The 21,734-nt window shown below is 48.9% G+C and carries 17 protein-coding genes; 12 read left to right on the top strand and 5 right to left on the bottom strand.

Going from position 1 to position 21,734, the window contains the following annotated elements:
* Positions 1-28 precede the first annotated feature (28 nt).
* The 6 genes from KQI_RS0117480 (at position 29) to KQI_RS0117455 (ending at position 7,160) form a co-directional block, all read left to right on the top strand.
* The gene (locus KQI_RS0117480) at positions 29-1,078 is read left to right on the top strand and encodes a LacI family DNA-binding transcriptional regulator (protein WP_010348142.1); all 1,050 of its coding nucleotides are present in this window, start codon (positions 29-31) and stop codon (positions 1,076-1,078) included.
* Between the two features lie 52 nt (positions 1,079-1,130).
* The gene (locus KQI_RS0117475; RefSeq protein ID WP_010348141.1) at positions 1,131-2,303 is read left to right on the top strand and encodes a Gfo/Idh/MocA family protein; all 1,173 of its coding nucleotides are present in this window, start codon (positions 1,131-1,133) and stop codon (positions 2,301-2,303) included.
* Between the two features lie 36 nt (positions 2,304-2,339).
* The gene (locus tag KQI_RS0117470) at positions 2,340-3,068 is read left to right on the top strand and encodes a ThuA domain-containing protein (protein WP_010348140.1); all 729 of its coding nucleotides are present in this window, start codon (positions 2,340-2,342) and stop codon (positions 3,066-3,068) included.
* A 75-nt stretch (positions 3,069-3,143) separates the two neighbouring features.
* Positions 3,144-4,250, top strand: coding sequence for a Gfo/Idh/MocA family protein (locus KQI_RS0117465; RefSeq protein ID WP_010348139.1), 1,107 nt, complete (start codon positions 3,144-3,146; stop codon positions 4,248-4,250).
* 333 nt (positions 4,251-4,583) lie between these two features.
* Positions 4,584-5,891, top strand: a complete 1,308-nt coding sequence (locus tag KQI_RS0117460) for a hypothetical protein (protein ID WP_010348138.1) — start codon at positions 4,584-4,586, stop codon at positions 5,889-5,891.
* A 228-nt stretch (positions 5,892-6,119) separates the two neighbouring features.
* Positions 6,120-7,160 carry an NAD(P)-dependent alcohol dehydrogenase gene (locus KQI_RS0117455; RefSeq protein ID WP_010348136.1) on the top strand — a complete coding sequence of 347 codons (1,041 nt, stop codon included), beginning with the start codon at positions 6,120-6,122 and terminating at the stop codon, positions 7,158-7,160.
* A gap of 216 nt (positions 7,161-7,376) precedes the next feature.
* Here the strand turns inward: KQI_RS0117455 and rbsB are convergent, their stop codons facing one another.
* The 3 genes from rbsB to KQI_RS0117440 are packed head-to-tail and all read right to left on the bottom strand — an operon-like array spanning position 7,377 to position 10,776.
* The gene (gene rbsB / locus KQI_RS0117450) at positions 7,377-8,306 is read right to left on the bottom strand and encodes a ribose ABC transporter substrate-binding protein RbsB (RefSeq protein ID WP_010348135.1); all 930 of its coding nucleotides are present in this window, start codon (positions 8,304-8,306) and stop codon (positions 7,377-7,379) included.
* A gap of 12 nt (positions 8,307-8,318) precedes the next feature.
* Complete coding sequence (locus KQI_RS0117445; protein WP_085982441.1) at positions 8,319-9,236, bottom strand: ABC transporter permease subunit; 918 nt, start codon at positions 9,234-9,236, stop codon at positions 8,319-8,321.
* 58 nt (positions 9,237-9,294) lie between these two features.
* Positions 9,295-10,776, bottom strand: coding sequence for a sugar ABC transporter ATP-binding protein (locus tag KQI_RS0117440; RefSeq protein WP_010348133.1), 1,482 nt, complete (start codon positions 10,774-10,776; stop codon positions 9,295-9,297).
* Between the two features lie 814 nt (positions 10,777-11,590).
* Between KQI_RS0117440 and KQI_RS0117430 the strand changes: the two genes are divergently transcribed.
* The 6 genes from KQI_RS0117430 (at position 11,591) to KQI_RS0117405 (ending at position 19,370) form a co-directional block, all read left to right on the top strand.
* Positions 11,591-13,390: a cache domain-containing sensor histidine kinase gene (locus KQI_RS0117430; protein ID WP_010348130.1), complete on the top strand. Its 1,800-nt coding sequence runs from the start codon at positions 11,591-11,593 to the stop codon at positions 13,388-13,390.
* Positions 13,368-14,546, top strand: a complete 1,179-nt coding sequence (locus KQI_RS0117425) for a response regulator (RefSeq protein WP_010348129.1) — start codon at positions 13,368-13,370, stop codon at positions 14,544-14,546. The genes KQI_RS0117430 and KQI_RS0117425 overlap by 23 nt, the downstream gene beginning before the upstream one ends.
* A gap of 185 nt (positions 14,547-14,731) precedes the next feature.
* A complete protein-coding gene (locus KQI_RS0117420; protein WP_010348128.1) occupies positions 14,732-16,246 on the top strand; it encodes a DUF5605 domain-containing protein in 1,515 nt (504 codons plus the stop codon).
* Between the two features lie 19 nt (positions 16,247-16,265).
* Positions 16,266-17,543: an ABC transporter substrate-binding protein gene (locus KQI_RS0117415; protein WP_010348127.1), complete on the top strand. Its 1,278-nt coding sequence runs from the start codon at positions 16,266-16,268 to the stop codon at positions 17,541-17,543.
* 90 nt (positions 17,544-17,633) lie between these two features.
* Positions 17,634-18,509, top strand: coding sequence for a carbohydrate ABC transporter permease (locus KQI_RS0117410; RefSeq protein ID WP_010348126.1), 876 nt, complete (start codon positions 17,634-17,636; stop codon positions 18,507-18,509).
* Positions 18,510-18,533: 24 nt separating this feature from the next.
* Positions 18,534-19,370 carry a carbohydrate ABC transporter permease gene (locus KQI_RS0117405; protein ID WP_007432375.1) on the top strand — a complete coding sequence of 279 codons (837 nt, stop codon included), beginning with the start codon at positions 18,534-18,536 and terminating at the stop codon, positions 19,368-19,370.
* A gap of 89 nt (positions 19,371-19,459) precedes the next feature.
* Here the strand turns inward: KQI_RS0117405 and KQI_RS0117400 are convergent, their stop codons facing one another.
* Both KQI_RS0117400 and KQI_RS0117395 read right to left on the bottom strand, forming a co-directional pair.
* Complete coding sequence (locus tag KQI_RS0117400) at positions 19,460-20,836, bottom strand: MATE family efflux transporter (protein WP_010348125.1); 1,377 nt, start codon at positions 20,834-20,836, stop codon at positions 19,460-19,462.
* 75 nt (positions 20,837-20,911) lie between these two features.
* On the bottom strand, positions 20,912-21,718 hold the full coding sequence (locus KQI_RS0117395; RefSeq protein ID WP_010348124.1) for a MerR family transcriptional regulator: 807 nt from the start codon (positions 21,716-21,718) through the stop codon (positions 20,912-20,914).
* Positions 21,719-21,734: the final 16 nt, after the last annotated feature.

The following is a 21,734-nucleotide window of genomic DNA, read 5'->3' as shown; positions in this document are numbered from 1 at the left end:
TGTACGCGCGTACACAAAATGAGTGGAGGTGGGCAATATCGTTTCGCGCAAGGAAGTAGCAGAACTCGCCGGTGTGTCTGAAGCGACGGTGTCGCGGGTATTGAACGCGACCGGTCCCATCAAGGAAGATACGCGGAGAAGGGTCCTGGACGCCGCCAACCAGCTTGGATATGTTCCCAGTGCGCTGGCCCGCAACTTTGCCCGAAGCAAGAGCGGCCACCTTGGCGTGGTTATGCCTTATGTGCCGAAGGCGCATCTGTTCTCAGCCTATTTTTTCTCCGAGATGCTGAGCGGCATCGGAAGCAAGGCCAGGGACAGCGGGCTCGATCTGTTGCTATTGTTCCGAAAGCCAGGGGAAGAGATGGATTACAGCGGTCTTTTCCGCCAGCAAAAGATCGATGCTTGTATCATCCTTGGAGCCAGGGATGACCACGATGAGTTGGAAGCGCTAAAGAGAATTCAGGAAGAAGGACGTTCGTTCTGCGTTATGAATCACCATTTTGAAGGACAGTCGTTCTGTGAAGTGGATGCAGACCATGTGGAGGGGAGCCGGGCGGCTGTAAGTCACCTCATTGAGCAAGGGTGCAGGCGGATTGCCTTTCTCAACGGACCGGATATCTATTCCAACAGTACTGAGCGGTTGAAGGGGTACCGCACCGCGCTTCAGGAGGCTGGTATTGAGTATGATCATGAGCTGCTTCTGGAGGGCAATTACAGCCGTCGAAGCGGGCTTGAAGCGTCGGCTACAATCGCAAGCAGGCTAAATGATATTGATGCCGTATTTGCAGCGAACGACCGGATGGCCATCGGGGTGATGCAGGGTCTGCGCGAGCGCGGAGTGGAAGTTGACCGGTTCCCGGCGTTTGTGGGCTATGACGATTCGGATGCAGCCGAGATGGCCGTTCCGCCACTGAGCAGTGTTCGAGTTCCTTTTTATGAGATGGGGGAGCTTGCAGCCTCGAAGCTTATACCGGATTCTCTGGATCTTGTTCCAGCTCTGGAACTGCCCGGGTGCGCCTCGATACGGCAGCTTCTGTCCACGAAGCTGATGATCAGAGAGTCATCCATTCGGCAATAACTCCATTTGTCAAAAATCCGTTGGAACTCAGACTCATAAGGAGGATAACGACATGTCTAATCGTCTTCGTATCGGAATGGTTGGCTACAAATTTATGGGCAAGGCTCACAGCAACGCTTACCGTAGTCTGCCCATGTTCTTCCCAAATGCCCCACTGCAGCCGGAGATGTCTGTCATCTGTGGACGCAACGAACAGGGGGTTCAGGCGGCTGCCCGCCAGTTCGGCTGGACTGAGAGTGTTACCGATTGGCGTGATCTGGTGAAACGTAACGATATTGATCTTATTGACATCAATGCCCCGAGTGATGCCCATAAGGAAATTGTCGTTGAGGCTGCCCTCCATGGCAAGCATCTGTTCTGTGAGAAGCCGCTTGCGCTCTCGCTGGCGGATTCCCGTGACATGCTGCAGGCAGTTGAGGAAGCGGGTGTCAGACATATGATCGGTTTCAACTACCGCTTTTCTCCGGCTGTCCAGTTGGCAAAGCAGTTAGTCGAGAGCGGTCGCTTGGGCAAAATCTATCATTTCCGTGCCTTTTTCCTTCAAGACTGGGTCATGGACCCGTCCTTCCCGCTAGTATGGCGGCTGCAAAAGGAGGTGGCCGGTTCTGGCTCTCATGGTGATCTTGGCGCCCATCTGATTGATCTCGCCCGGTTCCTGGTCGGCGAGTTCCATGAAGTGATCGGCATGAGCGAGACATTTGTCAAACAGCGACCGCTGGCTTTGGAGATGAGCGGGTTGAGCTCCAAAGCCAGCGCCGAGGCGAATACTCCGATGGGAGAAGTGACGGTCGATGATGCCACGCTGTTCCTGGCACGCTTCGCGGGAGGTGCGCTGGGCATCTTCGAGGCCACACGGTTCGCCGCCGGACATCGGAGCACAAATTCATTCGAGATCAACGGTAGTTTGGGCAGTGTGCGGTTTGACTTTGAACGGATGAACGAACTGGAAGTGTATTTCACACAGGATGAGGAAGACGTTCAGGGCTTCCGCCGCGTGCTCGCCACCGATCCGGCACACAAGTACTCCGAAGCCTGGTGGCCTGCAGGACATACGATCGGATTCGAGCATACCTTCACCCACGAGATGCTTGAGATGCTAAGTGCCATCTCCGAAGGACGGCAACCTGTGCCGAACTTCCACGATGGGGTCGCTTGTCAGGCTGTGCTTGAAGCGGTGGAACGATCCATAGAGGAACGACGCTGGGTATCCATTGAAGAAATGTAACATTACATTACATTCCGAAAGGTGAGTGGATTTCAGATGAGTAAGGCACTGATTGTATGGGGTGGATGGGATGGACATGAGCCGGAGCAGGTGGCAGCTATTTTTGAACGTATTCTGAAGGAAGAGCGATTCGAGGTAGAGGTGTCTAATACCCTTGAAGCCTACCAGGACGCAGAGAAACTGCTTGACCTGGACCTGATCGTTCCGCTCTGGACCATGGGACAGATTGAGCAGGAACTGGTCAATAATGTCTCGGAAGCGGTTCAAAACGGCGTAGGCCTGACAGGTTGCCATGGCGGGATGTGTGATGCCTTTCGGAACAATGTAGACTGGCAGTTCATGACAGGCGGGCAATGGGTTGCCCATCCCGGCAATGACGGGGTGGAGTACATGGTGAACATGAAGCGCGGCTCCAGCCCACTTCTGGACCATATTGAGGATTTTCAGGTCAAAAGCGAGCAGTACTACCTCCACGTAGACCCGGCAGTTGAAGTGCTGGCAACCACACGCTTCCCGGTCGTACCAGGACCGCATTCGGCCAATGGGCAAGTGGATATGCCTGTTGTATGGACGAAACGCTGGGGAAACGGCCGCGTCTTCTACAATTCGCTGGGACATCACGCAGATATCATAGATATACCTCAAGTGACCGAGATGATGCGCAGCGGGTTCCTGTGGGCTGCAGCAGGCAAACAAGTGGCGGCCGCTCGAGGCAGTTCCCAGTCAGGGGCTTATACGGGCATGGCAGACAGCCAGCAGCGGTAGCGTGAACAGGATGTGTCGTATGTAGTAAGGAACGTGCCATAATCCATTTTTTCTGAAGGAGAAGGGAGTCCAGGCATGAACAAAATGAAGGTGGGCATTATCGGTTGTGGTAAAATCAGCGGGATTTACATGGAAAATTGCCATCGTTTCGACATTCTGGAGCTGTCTGCAGTCGCGGATCTGGACCATATCCGGGCAGAGGAGCAGGCGGCGGCGTACAACGTTCCGAACGTATATTCGGTAGATGAGATTTTGGCTGATCCAGAGATCGAACTCATCATTAATCTGACCATTCCGGCCGTTCACGCCGACGTATGCCTCAGAGCTCTTGAGACAGGCAAGCATGTTTATGTGGAAAAGCCGCTTGCGGTCACCCGTGAGCAGGGCCACGCTGTCTTGGATCTGGCCCGCCGCAAGGGACTACTTGTGGGCTGCGCACCGGAGACCTTCTTCGGCTCCGGGATACAGACGTCATTGAAGCTGATTGAGGACGGGGTCATTGGCAGTCCGGTAGCTGCTACGGCCTTCATGATGAGCCGTGGACATGAACATTGGCATCCTGATCCTGAATTTTATTATGCTGTCGGCGGTGGCCCGATGTTTGATATGGGGCCTTATTATTTGACGGCTCTGGTGCAATTGCTTGGTCCGATTGCCACGATCTCCGGCATGACAAGCAAGGCGATGGACCAGCGTACTATTACGAGCGAGAAAAAGAGAGGACAGACCATCCCGGTCGACATTCCGACCCATATAGCCGGATTGCTGCGCTTCGAGCAGGGGGCTGTCGGCACGCTGATTACCAGCTTTGACATCTTTGGTGGAAGTACTCTGCCACCGATCGAGGTATATGGTACTCATGGCACGCTGCAGGTGCCTGACCCGAACACGTTTGGAGGGCCGGTACGCTACAGGCTGCTGGGCGAGCAGAAATGGACAGAGGCGCCGCTGCTGCCGGGCTACCAGGAGAACACGCGGGGCATCGGCGTTGCTGATATGGCCTACGCTGTCCGCTGCGGACGGCCTCACCGCGCCAGTGGTGAACTGGCCTACCATGTGCTGGAGGCGATGTGGGCGTTCCATGATTCCTCCGATAAGCAGACGTTCTATCCGATGCAGAGCACATGCATGCGCCCGGCGGCTTTGCCGGAAAACCTGCCCTTGTATACGTTGGATACGTAAAGTAATGTCAGTCTGATGCTGAATCCGCAGCATACATTTATAAGACTGAGGGGCTGTCGCAAAAGTCGGTTTTTGGATCTTTCACCTCCCGCTTTGAATGTTTAATTTAAAGAACCTCTCAATTCCCCAAAAAAACGAGAGGTTCTTTTCTCTATTTTTATACATATCTTATTGCAAACAAGAAATATTTTACTAGGAATTGATCGACGAGGCTGCTCGCCATAATGTGCATTAAGGTTAATTGATTAAACAACAAGGAAAGAGACTTAAAGAAAACCATGAGTAGGGGGGACAGAACCTATATTTATACTTAGCGCACTTAAATTTGGATTTATGCCAAGTAATGACGCGGCAACTAACGCGGTTGCACTACAAAGGGCCGTTGATGCGGGAGGCACAATAAGGGTAGAACAGCCAGGCATCTACGATATCGACAGAGCGATAAAGATCGGGGACAACGTCACTCTGGATTTTGGTCCAGGTGTCTTTTTAAGGCGTACCACATCAAACGGGTACATACTCGTCAATAAAGGGGCATTTACTCGTAGTTACAATAAAAACATTATAATAAGAGGTTTAAAGCTAATATGCAACGGTAAAGAATCCACTGCGGGCTCAGACTTAATTACCGGATTGAGAGGTCAAATCTCTTTTTTCTACGTTAAAAATCTCACCATCGAAAACTTCGAATGTCTCGATCTCCTATCCTATAGTTATTGCGTACAGATATGTACCTTCGAGGATGTGATCATAGACAAGATACGAGTAGAGGGCAGCAAGGACGCGGTACACTTTGGTAGAGGCAGTAGCTTTGTGGTCCGTGATGGAAAATTTAAAACATACGACGATCCTATAGCGCTAAACGGCCATGACTACGATACAGGAAATCCACAGCTAGGTTGGATCGAGAATGGCTTAATAGAAAACTGCTACGATTTAGCCGCTGCATCTACGACTGGATACTTCTTACGTATTCTGGCCGGCGCTTGGGTTGATTGGTTTTCCGGCATGGAGCTGCAAAAGTCAGACACGGTGGTAAGTAATGGGCGAATGTACCGAGTAGTCGCGAATCCCGACGGTACTAAATTCACATCTATGACGGCACCTACACATGCAAGCGGGATGGTTACTCTCGACGGCAATATTAAATGGGCAATGATACAGGACGATGTTACCTACACAGCAGGCTGTAGAAATATCCACTTGCGAAATATCTATCTACAGAAAAATAGACCCGTTGCCGTTAGCATCCACTTTGACAAAGACAACTACTCCCGCAGTTACTACCCAAACGCAACACCACCCATCCAGAAGAGTATCATTTTGGAAAACATACACATGCAGGCTGACGTGCCGCGATTAATCACAGCCACTACGTCCGTCGACACAATAAAGCTTATAAATAGTGAGATAATGAATACATCAATCGTGCTTAATAATATAAGCACCGCTGGTATGACCTACAGCAACACCAACCTTCTTATGATGGGTGTGACGTTCAAAGGTAGCGGAGGGCAGAGGTTGGTAAATTGCGCGGGCGGCAGAACGGCATCTGTTAAGATAGCCGGGAGCGTTGTAGAGAACGCAACCTACGCACCTACTTTTTCGTCTGGCGTTACTATCATAGCTAAGGATATATAGGCCAAGGGACCCGAAACGTATCAAATCTGATCCCTTTCTTGTCGTTGTCACAAATTTGTCCCTTCAGTTGCCTATAAATCTCTTTGTGTTGTTAAATTTATAATTTTAGTTCATTTAACAACTGGTAATATACTGAATATAGACAGTTGGACAAGAGAAAACTCGATCAATGTGCGTTTTTCTTTGACCAGCTGCCTCATTTTCAAAGGCAAAGGAGCAGAGGAAACTATGTGTACAACCCATGTTCTAAGCGTTCCAAGCGCAAAAGCACCTTTTGAAAAGACAATTATTGAGCGGAGAGAGTTACGGCCTGACGACATTTTGATCGATATTAAGTATTGCGGGATTTGTCGCTCAGATATTCACATTGCCCACAATGATTTTGGCAGCGGGGTTTATCCAATGGTACCGGGTCATGAAATTGCAGGGATCGTGACAGCAATAGGAACAGAAGTTACAAAATTCGCTGTTGGGGATCGCGTTGGTGTCGGTTGCTTTGTTAACTCTTGCGGAGAATGTAAATTCTGCCTAAGAGGTGAAGAACAATTTTGTACAAAAGGCGTAGTTATTGTATTTAATTCAACAGACTACGATGGAAATCTTACTTACGGCGGATATAGCCAAAAAATTGTTGTAAAAGAACATTTTGTTGTTCATGTCCCAGATAGCTTGGATCTGGCTGCAGCAAGTCCGTTATTATGCGCCGGTATCACCACTTACTCTCCATTAAAACACTGGAATGCAGGTCCTGGTAAGAAGGTTGCCATTCTGGGGATGGGCGGTCTCGGCCATTTAGCTGTTCAATTTGCTCATGCCTTAGGCGCTGAAGTCACTGTCTTGAGTACAAGTATGAGTAAAAAAGATGAGGCCTTGAGCTTTGGCGCAGATCATTTCTATACTACCAGTGACCCTGCAACATTCAAGGAATTGGCTGGTCACTTTGACATCATCCTAAACACAGTGTCTGCAAATATTGATATTGATGCATATCTATCCCTGCTTGAAGTAGATGGATCACTTGTAAATATTGGACTGCCAAACAAACCAGAACACTACAATATTTTCTCTCTGTACGCAGGGCGTCGCAGCATCACTGCTTCAAATGTTGGTGGAATTCAGGAAACACAAGAGATGCTCGATTTTGCTGCTCAGCATGGTATTGCTCCTAAAATAGAGGTAATCCGTGCCGATCAAGTCGATGAAGCATATGACCGTATGCTGCACAACGATGTGCGTTATCGGTTCGTGATTGACATGGCCACTTTATAAACAATTACAAGAGTCCGTAAATGTCGGGTGACAAGAACATTATCTCATTCCCGACAGAACAAAACTGCGTCTTCTTGTTTCTCTCGTGAATATGATCGAGATCAGTTCATTAGAAACCTGATTTTAAATAAAAAAAGAGAGCCCTGTTTGAATTTCATGGTGAAAAAATTCGAACAGGGCTCTCTTTTAAGTTTTCCTCGGTCAATGACCGTCCTGCTATTGGCTGTTATCCTTCGAAACCAGCTTGATTGGCACCGGAATGCTGCTTTTAACCGTCTTGCCCTGGAGTATCTCAGCGGCGGTTTGGACCGCCTTTTGGCCGATCAGGTCAAATTGTTGCGCTACGGTAGCAGACAGCTTGCCGTCTTTGACCGCTTGCAACGCATCCGCGCTTCCGTCAAAGCCGATCACCAGAATATCCCTTCCCGTAGCCGCGATGGCTTCTACAGCACCCAGCGCCATCTCGTCGTTTTGGGCAAAAACGGCTTTAATATCCGGATTGCCCTGCAGCAAATTTTCCATGACGTTCAGACCCTTCGTTCGGTCAAAATCCGCCGCCTGCTTGGCAACCACCTTCAATTTTTTATCCGCAACGGAGTGGAATCCCTGGCCGCGTTCCCGAGCGGCGGACGTGCCCGGAATGCCTTCGAGTTCGGCCACGACCGTGCCTTCACCAAGCTGATCCACAATATATTCTGCGGCCATTTTGCCTCCACTGACATTATCGGAAGCGATGAGGGAGGCGACCTCGCCTTTATCCGCCGCCCGGTCGATTGCAATGACCGGAATGTCGACGCCGTTGGCCGTTTGCACAGCCGCTGAGATCGCCGATGAATCTGTGGGATTGATGAGCAGTGCATGAACTCCTTGCTGGATCAGATCTTCCACATCATTGTTCTGCTTTGCCGGATCATTTTGCGCATCCACCACGATGACCTCAAAGCCCTGTCTGTCGGCTTCCTTAACCACCATGTCTTTGAGGTAAACGAAGAACGGGTTGTTCAGCGTGGACATGGATAAGCCGATCTTGACATCACTGAGATCACCGGCGGACTTGGCTTTGGCCCAGGAAGGAGGCTCCAGCGAGCATCCGGCTATCAGGAACGAGCAAAGTGCAAGCAGTAGAAAAATACAGTATTTTCTCATGGTCTTCTCTCCTTAAGCGGCTTTTTTGCGGTCCATCAGAACGGCAATAACGATCACGATTCCTTTAACGACGAGCTGATAGAATGAAGAAACGCCAAGCAGATTTAAGCCGTTATTCAACGCGCCGATAATCAGCGCCCCGATCAGCGTGCCGACAATCCGTCCTCTTCCTCCGGAAAGACTTGTACCGCCAAGCACAACGGCTGCAATGGCATCAAGTTCATAAGAGGTCCCGGCAGTAGGCTGAGCGGAATCGAGTCTTGAAGTCAGAATGGCGCCAGCCAGACCAGCGAGCAGGCCAGCCAGTGAATACACCATGATCTTAACGCGGTGAACCTTGATTCCTGATATAATGGAAGCCCTTTCATTTCCGCCAATGGCATAAGTTTTGCGCCCGAAGGAGGTTTTATGCAGTACGACCCAAAGCAAGACAAAGATGCTTGCCATCGTGATGGCCGGTACGGGAATTCCGAACAAGTAACCGCGTCCGAACAGCTGGAACATCACACTGTCGCTGAGCCCTGTGATCGGGTTGCCTTCCGTAAAGACCATGGTCAGTCCGCGGAAAATGGTCATTGTGGCCAGTGTGGCGATAAAGGCAGCCATCTTTCCTTTGGTAACCATCAGACCATTGACTGCACCGAGCATCGCCCCGATGACGCAGCCTGCCACAATGGCCAGGAGGGGAGGGAAGCCGGCTGCCAACAGGCTCGCCATCAGGGCGCTGGATAGAGCCAGGGTGGAGCCTACTGACAGATCGATGCCCCCGGTGAGTATAACAAAGGTCATCCCGAATGCGATCAAGGCGTTAATGGCCACCTGCCGCAGCAGATTCAAAATATTAAGCGGTTCCAAAAATGCGGGGTTTAAAACGGACACAACGATAATCAAAATAAGCAGACCGAGTAGGGGCCCCGCTTTGTGTAACATGGAGGCCACACGGTTTTGACGGCCGCCGACTTTAATTTCACCTGTAGATATTTGCATATTATTGACCTCCCGTGGCATACGTCATGATTCTTTCCTGCGTTGCCTCATGTCCGGCAACCTCTCCGGCAATCCGTCCTTCATGTACGACGAGAATCCGGTCGCTCATCCCGATGACCTCCGGCAGTTCGGAGGAAACCATAATAATGGCAACACCCTTCTCGGTAAGCTCGTTCATGAGCTGATAGATTTCACGCTTTGCACCTACATCAACACCACGGGTAGGCTCGTCGAGAATCAGCACTTTCGGGCTGATGCCCACCCATTTTGCAATGACCACCTTCTGCTGATTGCCCCCTGACAGATTTCGTACTTGCGTCTCGGCGGATTCCGTTTTTATGGCCAGTCGCGAAATCAGCAAATCGACGTAGTCTTTTTCCTTCCGCTCATTGATCAGACCTCTTTCTTCAAAGCTGAACAGGCTGGGCAGCACCATGTTTTCGCGGACAGAAAAATCGAGCAATAGTCCCTCATCCTTGCGGTCTTCTGTAATAAAACCGATACCCAGCTTAACCGCTTCATACGGATGTCTAATCAAGACCTTTGCACCGTTCAGGTGTACTTCTCCTTCATCCAGCGGGTCAAGACCGTAAATGGCACGCATCATTTCCGTGCGTCCGGAGCCCATCAGGCCGGAGATGCCCAAGATTTCACCGGCGCACACAGAGAAGCTGATCTGGTGGAAGACTCCTCTTTGGGAAGCATCCTTGACTTGAAGTATAATCTCGCCGGGAGAGGTGTTCCGCGGCGGAAAACGATCGGTCAGCTCGCGGCCAACCATTTTCTTAACTACATCGTCAAAATCGGTAAGTGAAACTTTCTGGGTATCAACGGTTATGCCGTCACGCATAATGGTGATCCGGTCACAGATCTCAAAGATCTCCTCCATGCGGTGGGAAATGTATACGATGGAGACACCTTCTTTTTTTAGCGCGAGAATTACCTCGAACAGCTTTCGGATCTCCCTTTCAGTAAGGGCGGCCGTCGGTTCGTCCATAATGATCACCTTGGCGTCAGTCATCAGCGCTTTGGCGATTTCAATCATTTGCTGCTGCCCGACGGAGCAAGCTCCGGCAGACTGATCGAGCGGAAGGGAAAGAGACAGCTTGCGCATCTGTTCATTTGCGAGCGCTTTCATACTGCGGCTGTTCAAAAATCCCCAGCGTGTAGTGATCTCTTTCCCGAGGAACAGATTTTCCAGTACGCTCAAGTCGGGCCAAATATTCAGTTCCTGATGAATAAACGCAATACCGTAATGCTCTGCTTCGGAAGGGCTCGCAAAATTCACTTCTTTGCCGTCAATGAAAATGATGCCTTTATCCTTGCTGTGAAGACCGGTAAGAATGTTCATCAGTGTGGATTTACCCGCCCCGTTTTCGCCCATCAGGGCATGAATTTCTCCCTCAAGGAGTTCGAAGTCCACACCCGACAGCACACGGTTTGTTCCAAAGGCTTTGTGAATCCCGTTCATTCTGATATTCAAGTCTGATCCCCCTTATCTGTATAGTCATTTACGGAAAAACGTGTCGATGCTCCGAATTCAGATCAGATAAGCTGCGAATGGAATTGGGAGGGCTGATGCCTGAATGTACCACGGAGCGTACAGCACGCTGCCAAGCTACCAACCCTTATCGTTTTGATTTTTTAGGGATGATTCTAATGGAGGGTTGTAGGAGTCAAGCTCCTCTTTTGAAGATTCAGACGGAGAGCTCCGCTTTTTTACCGATCAGGTCAGAGCCTATCAGCCAGCGCCGGATTTTCTATTCCATCGGAATCCACGATGACTAAACTTGAAGTGTATTTGTTTAGTTTGTTTAACTAAACAAAATGTTTTGTTTTATATTTACGACGTCATCGTAACACTGGAAGAAAGTGGTGTCAACAAGTAGTTTAGTTAATAAAACGCAATAATAACTAAATTAATATATTAATTTTTATAAACGTTGCAATAATGATAAGTGCGATGTAAACTTCATGTATCTATTGATAGGGGATTAGAAGAGTTGATGTTACTAAAATTCCAGGTGACAGAAGGTGGTTAGCAGGAATGCCTGCATGATTTCAATTCTGCAGCATTTGCTTGCTGCGGATGCTCCCGTAAAGTGTTAGTATTAGCCAAATGGATACCGAGTTTTCGGTTCAGGAATCTCATTTGACATGCCAAAGTATCGAAGTGTGGTGTTCATTAACATCAATTGGGAATTATTCCAATAATGAATAATGACGGAAACCAGACGTGGCAGACAATAAATAACGGTGAGTTCAAGACCAAGACATCCTGAGGTAGAGGTGAAAGCATGCAGAAATTGTCCAACATCCGGTTTCAGACCAAGCTTTTCGTCGTGTTCATTCTTTTGAGCAGCATTCCGGCGCTGCTGATCGGGACGATGGCTTACCGTAAATCCTCCATGATGCTACAGGCCCGGAATGAGCAGGATCTGAATGTGATCCTGGCCCAGCTGAATACATCGATTGAACGCCAGGTCAGGGATTTTGACCGGTTTACAATGATCCCGTATTATTTACCGGACATTTTCAGCTTTTTAAATAAGCCTTATTTGGCCAAGGAGCAGTGGGGGACCGCGGAAATCCAAGCACAGAGAACGATGGCTCGGCTCATGGGGGCATATCCTTCCATCAACTCCTCAATCAAGGGACTGATGATCTACGGTATGAATGGAACCGTTAACGGCTATCGAATCAGCGGTAATACAGTAATTAATCGCAAAGAAAAGGTTTTGGATGAGGATTGGTACCAACAAGCGCTAGCAGAGCGGGGCGGTTTTGTCATTACCGGAGTCAGGGAAATCAACCAGTTTAAAGACGGAGCCTTCCCTGCCCTGATCGGCTCCCGTCTGCTGATGGACGAGGAATATCAACCGCTGGCAGTCATGGCTATCTTCATCAGTCCCGATTTTATCCCCAAATTTGTGGAGACGCTGGAGCTTCCGACCGTTAAGGTCACCGTCCTCGATCAGAACCGGAATGTTATTTACGCATCCGATCCTGCCCTTGCGTCCAGACAGCTGTCCATCGGTGCTAACGAGCAGCGGGGCAGATGGGAGGCTGACGTGTCTGCGGATCAGGGGCAGGAGGGATACAGCGGCGTTTTTCTTGAAAGCGATTACTTGAAGTGGAAGGTATACCTGGGAGTCAATCGTGAGGAGCTGCTGGCGGGCAGCCGTTCCATCAGCTATTTTACTTTCCTGGTGGCGGTGGGTGCGGTGATTTGTTCAGCCGCCATTTCCTGGCTGCTTGCGAGAAGGCTGTCGAGGCCAATCAACCGCTTAATCCGCTCCATGCGTGAGGTCGAGCAGGGGAATTTCAAAGCGCCTGCACCCGTAGGGGAAGATAACGAAATGAGACGGCTGGAAAGCAGCTACCAGAGGATGGTCAGCCGTCTCGACATTCTGGTGCATTCCATTGAGGAGAAGGAACGCCAGAAGCGCAACGCCGAACTCTACGCATTGCGGGCACGCATACAGCCCCATTTTCTGTATAACACGCTGAATTCCATTCGCATGCTGGCCATGCTGCAGCATTCGTCCCATATTGCCAAATTACTGCAATCACTGGCCAAGCTGCTTCAGGCGAATATGAAGCTGGACAGCGATCTGGTACTGCTGGATGAGGAGATCCGGCTGCTGAAAGATTATGCCGCTTTGATGGATTTAAGATACACCGGGGTTTTTAGGGTGCATTGGGTTATTCCGCACGAGTGCTTGCACGTGCCCATTCCGCCCATGCTGCTGCAGCCTCTGCTGGAAAACGCGATCTTTCACGGGGCCAAAGGGCTGGACAGAACTCTGCACATTTCCATAACGGTCAGACAAGATGTGGAGAGTGGGACGCTTTTCATTGAAATTGCGGATGACGGCACAGGATTTACCGGCAAAGAGATTCTACTGCGGGAAGAGAGCGCTGATCATATCGGTTTGCGTAATGTGCACGAACGGATCCTTCTCAGATTTGGTGAGCCGTACGGATTGTCGTTAATTCGGACGGATGATCTCACGAAAGCTATTGTTAGAATACCACTGAATTTAGAAACATCAGGGACAGGAGGGGACAGAGATGTGGAATCTGTTGGTCGTTGATGATGAATCCATTGTCAGAATGGGACTGCGTTATATGCTTGATTGGGAAGGTTTGGGGATATGCTGGAAGGCCGAGGCGGCCGACGGGGAAGAAGCACTGCGTATTTTGGAAGAAGAGAACATTCACTTTGTCATGACCGATATCCGGATGCCCGGTATGGACGGGATCGAGTTGGCGCAAAAAATCAGGCACAGGAACCCGGAGATCCAAATTGTTTTCTTGAGCAGCTATGATACCTTTTCCTATGTAAGGGAGGCCCTTCGGCTGGGAGCAGCTGATTATCTGCATAAACCTACCATGGATGAAGATGAAATTGCGGACACGATGCAAAAGGTCATCTCCCGTTTTAAATTGCCCTCAAATGAGTCGCCGCAGCGTACGGAAGAAGAAAGAAACGAGCTCTGTTTATCGCTGCTGGATCCTTTTACGTTTCCGGCGGAGCCTATGAAGCTCCTGCCCGAGCTCGCGGACGAATCTTATAAGGAAGGCTATGAACTTGCGATTATCCGCAAAAGATACGACGCGGTTCAGGAGAATGAAGATTCGGAACAACTGCGCTTTCTTTCCATTCTGCACCTTATCAGCAAGCTGGCGGCAAAGGACTGGGGAGGTTTGGTCTTCCATCGGAATTTCCGTGAAATGATTTGGATAGCTCCCGTTCGTTCTCTAACTGGGAATGGCGATATGCCAAGTTATTTGAACGGCTTGCGGCAAAAGGTGCTTGAGCTGTTGAACGTCCGGCTGATTTTTGCTTGCGGCTCTTCTGTATGCAGGGATATTTCCAGCCTGCCGGACGCCTATATGTCCACGCTTTTGCGTTTTCCCCGCAATGAACAGAGCGACAGCTTTATTGTGCGCCGGGCTAAAGAATATGTGGACCGGCATCTGCTGGAGGATGTGACGCTGGCCAAGGTCGGGGAATCCATTCACGTTAGTCCTGGATACTTGAGCAGGATTTTTCTTAAGGAAATCGGTGAAAACTTCAGCGATTACATCATACGCAACAAAATGGAAATCGCCCAAAAAATGCTGCGCGAGACCAGCCGCAAGGTGTATGAGATCGCGGCCGATCTAGGGTACAGCAATCCTTATTACTTCAGTAAGCTGTTCAAGGACCGTACGGGACTCAGCCCTCTTGAATACCGCAATCAATGAACCGGAGCCGGCAAGCATACCGAGCGAAAGTTAAAAAAACGTATGATTTTGCAAAAATCATCTATTGCCGTGACCGGAAGCATCCACAGGATCTGTGTACACGTCAAAATCGTATATGAAAAAGCCGATTCGCCCGCTACTATCACCAGGAGCTAATCATTAGAATGAATGGTGCAAGAGGTTGAATGACCATAGAGAAAGGGGCGAATCAAGTGATGCAGGAATTAGCGAAAGCGCCGGAAATTGAACGCTGGGGGAGATTTGACTTGTTCCTTCCCGGCCCAGAGGACGGCAATCCCTTTACGGAGGTGGCGTTTGGAGCACGCTTCCGTCAGGAACACCGGACCGTTGAGGTGGAAGGTTTCTATGACGGGGAAGGCTGTTACCGTGTGCGCTTTATGCCGGATACTTTGGGGATGTGGTCTTATGAGACGGTCAGCAATGTACCTGAATTAAATCTGGTTCAGGGCATGTTCACATGTGTTGACCCTTCAGCAGGAAATCACGGACACGTTGGAGTGGATCGTGAAGTCCATTTCGCCTATGCCGATGGCAAACCCTTCTTTTCCTTCGGAACTACAAGTTATGTATGGAATCACCAGGACGAAGAGCTGCAGGAGATTACCCTTCGCAGTCTGGCTGAAGCGGGTGCTTTTAATAAAATTCGAATGTGCGTTTTTCCGAAGCACTATGATTACAATTTGAACGAACCAGCGTTGTACCCGTTTGCAGGGTCTCTGGAAGAGGGCTGGGACTTCACGGCACTCAATCCCGCCTACTGGCGGCAGCTTGAGCGCAGGATTGAGGATCTGCAAAAGCTTGGCATCGAGGCCGATCTTATCCTTTTTCATCCTTATGACCGGTGGGGATTTGCGGAGATGAGCCCCGAGACTGACGATTTTTATCTGCGTTATGCCGTCGCCCGTCTCTCGGCGTTTCGCAATATCTGGTGGTCGCTGGCCAACGAGTTCGATCTGATGAAGGCCAAAACGATGCGGGATTGGGACCGGTTCTTCAGAATCATTCAGGAGCGCGATGCTTACGGTCATCTCCGGTCCATTCACAACTGGCACCATCCGGGCATCCATTACCGCAGCAATATGCATTGGTATGACCATGGCAAGCCGTGGGTTACACATGCGAGCATCCAGCACCATGATCTCCATTTTGTCAGCGAATGGCAGGAGACCTACCGGAAGCCCATTGTTGTGGACGAATGCCGCTATGAAGGAAATCTGAACCACGGATGGGGGGATATCACGGCGGAACGGATGGTGGAATGCTTCTGGGAAGGCATGCTGAATGGCGGTTATGTCACGCATGGGGAAACTTTTCTGCATGAAGACAATATCATCTGGTGGTCGCACGGAGGAACACTGCACGGAGAAAGCCCGTCCAGAATCCAATTTCTCCGCCGTATTATCGAAGACGGGCCGCAGCTCAGCCGCCTGAGTGCTGACTTTCAATGGGATGTCGCGGCGGGCGGGGTGGACGGTGAATATTATCTCGTGTATTTCGGCTCAAGCCGTCCGGGATTCCGCATCTTGCCGCTGCCTGAGGGTATCACTTTTACCATTGAACTGATTGATACATGGAACATGACGATTACTCCGCTGCCTGGGGCATATGAAGGAACGTGCCGCGTGGAATTGCCGGGCAAGCCTTATCAAGCGCTGCGTATTCAAGCTACCAACCAATAAACGTAGGGGGACATACATGATGAAAAAATGGGTTGCATTGCTGGCTAGTGTTCTGTTTGTTGCTACAAGCGTGGTTGGGTGTTCATCGGATGCAGGTCAAAGCCAGAAGAGCACATCCTCCGGTAGCCCCAAGGTCAGTATTTCCTTGTGGACACTGAATACAGGGTGGGCATGGCTGCAGTCGGCGGTTAAAGATTTTGAAAGCGCTAACCCGGATATTGATGTGGAGCTTACCCAGTATGAGGTGGACCCGTTCAAAGAAACCCTCAAGGTGGCGGCAAGCTCGAAGACGCTGCCGGATATGTGGTTTACATGGGGCGGATCGCTGGGATCCTTTTACCCGGAAAATGGCATGACGATGGATTTGACTCAGGTGGCTAAAGACCACAAATGGTCCGAAAAATACAATAAAACCGCTATTGATATGTCCACTTTTGACGGGAAAATTTCCGGGATTCCGATGCACTTGAATGTACTGGGCATGTGGTACCCGAAAGAGCTTTATCAGAAGCTGAATTTGCAAGCACCTTCAACATTTGCCGAATTTGAGTCACAACTGAAAACGCTAAAGGATAAGGGGGTTACCCCTCTGGCTTTCGGCAGTAAAGGCGGGTGGCATACGATGCGCTTGACCGAGCAACTGCTTGAGCATTTTGCGGGTCCGGAACTGCATGACAAGCTGAACAGTCTGAAGGCATCATGGAACGATCCGGCGGTCGTTAAAACCTTTGAAAAGATTAAAGAATATACGGACAAGGGTTACTTCCCGATGGGTTATTCCTCATTGGATCCAAGCGAAGCCGAAATGCTGTTTTACCAGCAGTCGGCGGGCATCATTAACGAGGGAACCTGGTTTGACGGCAACATTACTGAAAATGGCTTTGATCCGACAAAATTTGATGTATTCAAATTTCCGACAGAACAAAAGCCGACACGTGCATCCGTGTTCGCGGAAATGCTGCAGATCAACGGCGCATCAGACCCTGCGAAGCAGGAAGCAGCTATCAAGCTTGGCGAGTATTTAACAAGTGTTGAGGTGGTCAATAAATATATCAATGATTATGGTTCGCCGGCTACACTGGGCTTCACGGTCTCGGAAAAGACACCTCATATTCAGCCGCTGCTTGACAGCGCGAAGGATGGCGGTTTCCTGATTACTGACCAGGCTCTTCCGCAGGAGGTCGTGCAGAAGCTGTTCGAAGCACAGGATAAAGTGGCGCTGAAAGAGTGGACACCACAGCAGGCTGCCGAAAATATGGAGAACGCCGTGTCTGCATACAAAAGCAAACAGAAATGATGATCAAGTCCTTACCGCCTGGACTGAATCGAGCAAGGCGTCAGCAGAAAATTTCTGCTGACGCGATTTATGTGGAAAGGGGAGAATGGCATGACATCAAGAATGCTTAAACCGTGGCTGTTCCTGCTGCCTGCTTTAATTATTTACTTAACGGTTATTTTTGTGCCGGCGGTATACACCCTTTTTCTCAGTTTTTTCAGCTGGAATGGAGTTGCTCCCCATAAGGAGTTTGTAGGCTTAGGCAATTATGCCGAATTGTTCACGCAGGATACCGTGTTCATGAGAGCACTGAGAAACAATCTGTTCTGGATGATCGGTTCTCTGACACTGATTATGGGGGCAGGTCTGGGATTGGCGCTGCTGCTGAACAAAAAGCTGAAGGGGCGGATCTTTTTCCGCGGTGTATTCTACTTTCCGTATGTATTGTCAGGTATTGTTGTTGCCACCGGATGGACCTGGATCTACAATCCGACACAGGGATTTGTCAATAAAATGCTTGCTTTGCTGGGGCTGGAAAGCTGGCAGCACGCCTGGCTGGCAGAACCGGATATCGCGCTGTACGCTGTTTTTGCAGCGGCCATGTGGCAGGGCATCGGACAGCCCATGGTTCTTTTCCTGGCAGGGCTGCAGAGTATTCCGCAGGACCCGTATGAAGCGGCTTTAATCGACGGAGCGAAACCGTATCAGTCCTTTTTCTATATCACACTGCCGCTGCTGCGCGAAACATTTGTCATTGTGGTGGCCACGACGCTGATTGCTTCCATGAAAGTTTATGACATTATTTACGGCATGACCGGCGGCGGCCCTGCCGAAAGCACCCAGGTGCTCTCATCATGGATGTATAGTCAGACATTCAAATTTGCGAATATCGGAATGGGTTCGGCAATCGCCTTTATTCTTGTATTGGTTTCCATGATCATCATCATTCCTTATATTTATTACACGACCAAGAAATCCCATGTATAACGTGCAGAAAGAGAGTGATGCAGCATGGAGGAATTAAGAGTCCACCCGGCAGTAACGGTATTACGGTACGCATTCCTGATCATTTTTGCGGCCATATTTTTAATCCCGGTCCTGTTTATCGCCTTCACTGCGCTGAAATCGAGAGCGGATCTGATGACCAGCCCGTTTTACGCGCTGCCTGAAAAATTTCAGTGGGATAACTTTCTGAAAGCGTGGGACCAGGGCAAAATGAGCATGTATATGAAAAATACGCTGTTCATCTGTCTCGTCAAGGTACCACTGGGCATCCTGATCGAAGCGCTCGCGGCATTTGCCTTGTCCAGGCTGAATTTTAAATGGAGTAATTCGATGTTTGCCTTTTTCCTGATCGGTATGATGATCCCGATGCAGGCCACACTTGTGCCCTTGAATATACTTCTCAACAAAACGCATCTTGTCAGCACGTATCCCGGAATCTTTCTCGTGTATATCGGATTCGGCATTCCGTTCGGCATTCTGATTTTGCGCGGCTTCTTCCGCACCATTCCGAAGGAAATCGACGAGTCTGCCTTGATTGATGGATGCGGAGACATGGGGAAATTTTTTCGGATTATATTGCCCTTATCCATGCCGGCCATCGCCACGCTTGTCATCTTTGATTTTATGGCAACCTGGAATGAGTTTTTGCTGGCACAGATATTTATCACCAAGGATACGATGAAGACCATTACAACCGGGCTGCTTGCCTTTAAAGGCGAGCATTCAACCGATTATACGCTGCTGAACGCAGGTGTGCTGATCTCCATTATTCCGACACTGTGTGTCTACCTGTTATTCCAGAAATACTTTGTTTCCGGCCTGGCAGGCTCAGTTAAGGGCTAATGTTCATATGTTGTCATATAACCAATAGAGTTCTCTCCTTCTATGAAAGGAAGAGGACTCTTTTTTTCTATATCCTGCATTAATTATTTTCAATGCTGTATTTTTACCGAATTCTTTTGAATATCAATGGTCATGTTGGCTGTGATATGCTGCTTTTTAAAATTAGAAAGCAGCAGGAATGATATAACCATCGTGATCACTTCTGTGCAAGGAAAGGTAAGCCATGTCCAGAACAAGCCTTTGTGAGAAAACAGCCACGCAAGCGGAACTAACAATATGACCTGTCGGAGTATGGTCACAGAGATGCTCCTAAAGCCACGGCTGGTTGCCTGAAAGAAGGTCGGTGTGATCAGTGTAAAGGCTGCCGGGATAAAGCTTGCACCAATAATACGAAAAGCTGGAACCCCAATTTTAATAATATCCGGATTGCTCGTGAAGATGCGCAGTAATTGTTCCGGCAGGAAACAGAATATTGCTGTACCGATGCTCATCAAAAGAACGCCAATGCCATTGGCATATTTCAATGTATCCCACATTCTTTTAGGTTTTCCTGCCCCATAATTAAAGCTAATGATCGGCAATATCGCCTGATCCAGCCCCATCAGCGGAACAAAGAAAAAGGTTTGGATTTTATAATAAATCCCCAAAACCGTTACCGCATTTTCCGTGAAACTTGCGAGTATGAAATTCAACCCTACAATATATATTGTAAAAAGCGACTGCATGATCATAGATGGAGCACCGGCAGAATAAATGTTACCCATGATACGAAGGTTGGCTTTCCTGTTTCTGAATTTTATTTTTCCTTTTTTGGTGGCGGCAAATATGGTGATGAACATGGCGGTAATTTGTCCGGTAACCGTCGCAATCGCTGCGCCCTCAACACCAAAGGAGGGGATGAAGCCCCACCCGAAAATAAAAATAGGATCTAAAACACAGTTGATGACAGCGCCGGTTACCTGTGCGATCATCGGGGTTACCATATCGCCTGAAGCCTGTAGGACTTTGGTGCAATGACTTTCTATGAAAATCCCGAAGGAAAACAAAAGAATCACTTTCCCGAAAGAAAGACCATAAGCGATGACATCCGGTGTCGACGATGACATTTCAAAATAGGGTCGAAGCAGCAGCAAGCCAGCCAACATGAATAGAATCCAATTTACAACAGCGAGCAGCAGGCCATTGAAGGCGGTATTTTGTGCGGATTGCTTGTCGTTCGCTCCTAAAAAGCGGGAAATAAGTGCGTTTGTACCTACGCCGGAACCGGTTGCCAAAGCAATCATCAGCAGCTGGATCGGAAATATGAGGGAGAGTGCCGTCAGGCCATGTTCAGAATAACGGGACACAAACCAGCTATCTACAATGTTATAAAGTGACTGAATTAACAAAGCCAACATAACTGGCGGCGCCAGCTTTAGAATCAGCTGTAAAACCGGTTCATCAGCCAGTGAAACTTCTTTTCGCATAAAAAATATCCTCCTTTGCATAGAGGATATTGTAAAAGTTGGAGCGACTCCAATGTCAAGAAAAAAAGAATCTGATCATTTTTTTAGCAGCATTTTTATTTCACAAGGATACTGCATGTAGGCATAAAGCTGTAATCCAATTTCATCTGCTATGATAAAATCAGCTTTATAATCATGCTCATTAATCCAGTTAACAAGCGGCGAAAAGTCAGCCGTATCCTTCGATACGTCTGTGATAAAACAAGCATATTTGCCGCCCGGAATGGTCAAAATGTCCTTTTCCTCAACATATTGATATTGCCCGGAGCCCACTTCAATATATCCGCCAGTCTTATGGAATAGATTATTGAAAATATCTTCGGTGTTTAGGAAATAGCCGTAATTCCGTTTTATAGATTCAGTATGGAGCACCTCGTTCCGGTAGGCTTGATGGAGCTGCAGTTGATAAGCGGACTCGTTCTTTCGATTGATCCCTATCACTTTGCGTTCCGGTAATGTTTTTACGCAAATATTTTGTGCTTGACGAGCTTTTGCAATTTGACTATTTTGAGACTCATACCATGAGATATCATCTGCAATTCGCATATAGTAATTGCTGAGCCGGAGTGCTTCGGCACGGTGCTCCAAAAGCAATTCAACGATCTTGTTATTGTCATGCAGGTCGAGTACGGACTTGATTTTTTCTAAAGAGATACCCAATTTACGGCAACAGAGTATAATGTCGATACGCCAAAACTGATCGAAGGTGTAATAGCGGTAATTATTTTTGGGGTCAACGTAGCCTGGTTTTAGAAGCCCGCTTTTATCGTAAAATCTCAGAGTGTCTTTAGAAATGCCTGTGATTTGGCTTACTTCACCCACGGTATATTTTTTTTCATTCATGGTTTGCACACCCTAT

It is taken from the genome of Paenibacillus peoriae KCTC 3763 (assembly GCF_000236805.1).
GTDB lineage: Bacteria > Bacillota > Bacilli > Paenibacillales > Paenibacillaceae > Paenibacillus > Paenibacillus peoriae.
This window is presented reverse-complemented; position numbering and strand designations above follow the sequence as displayed.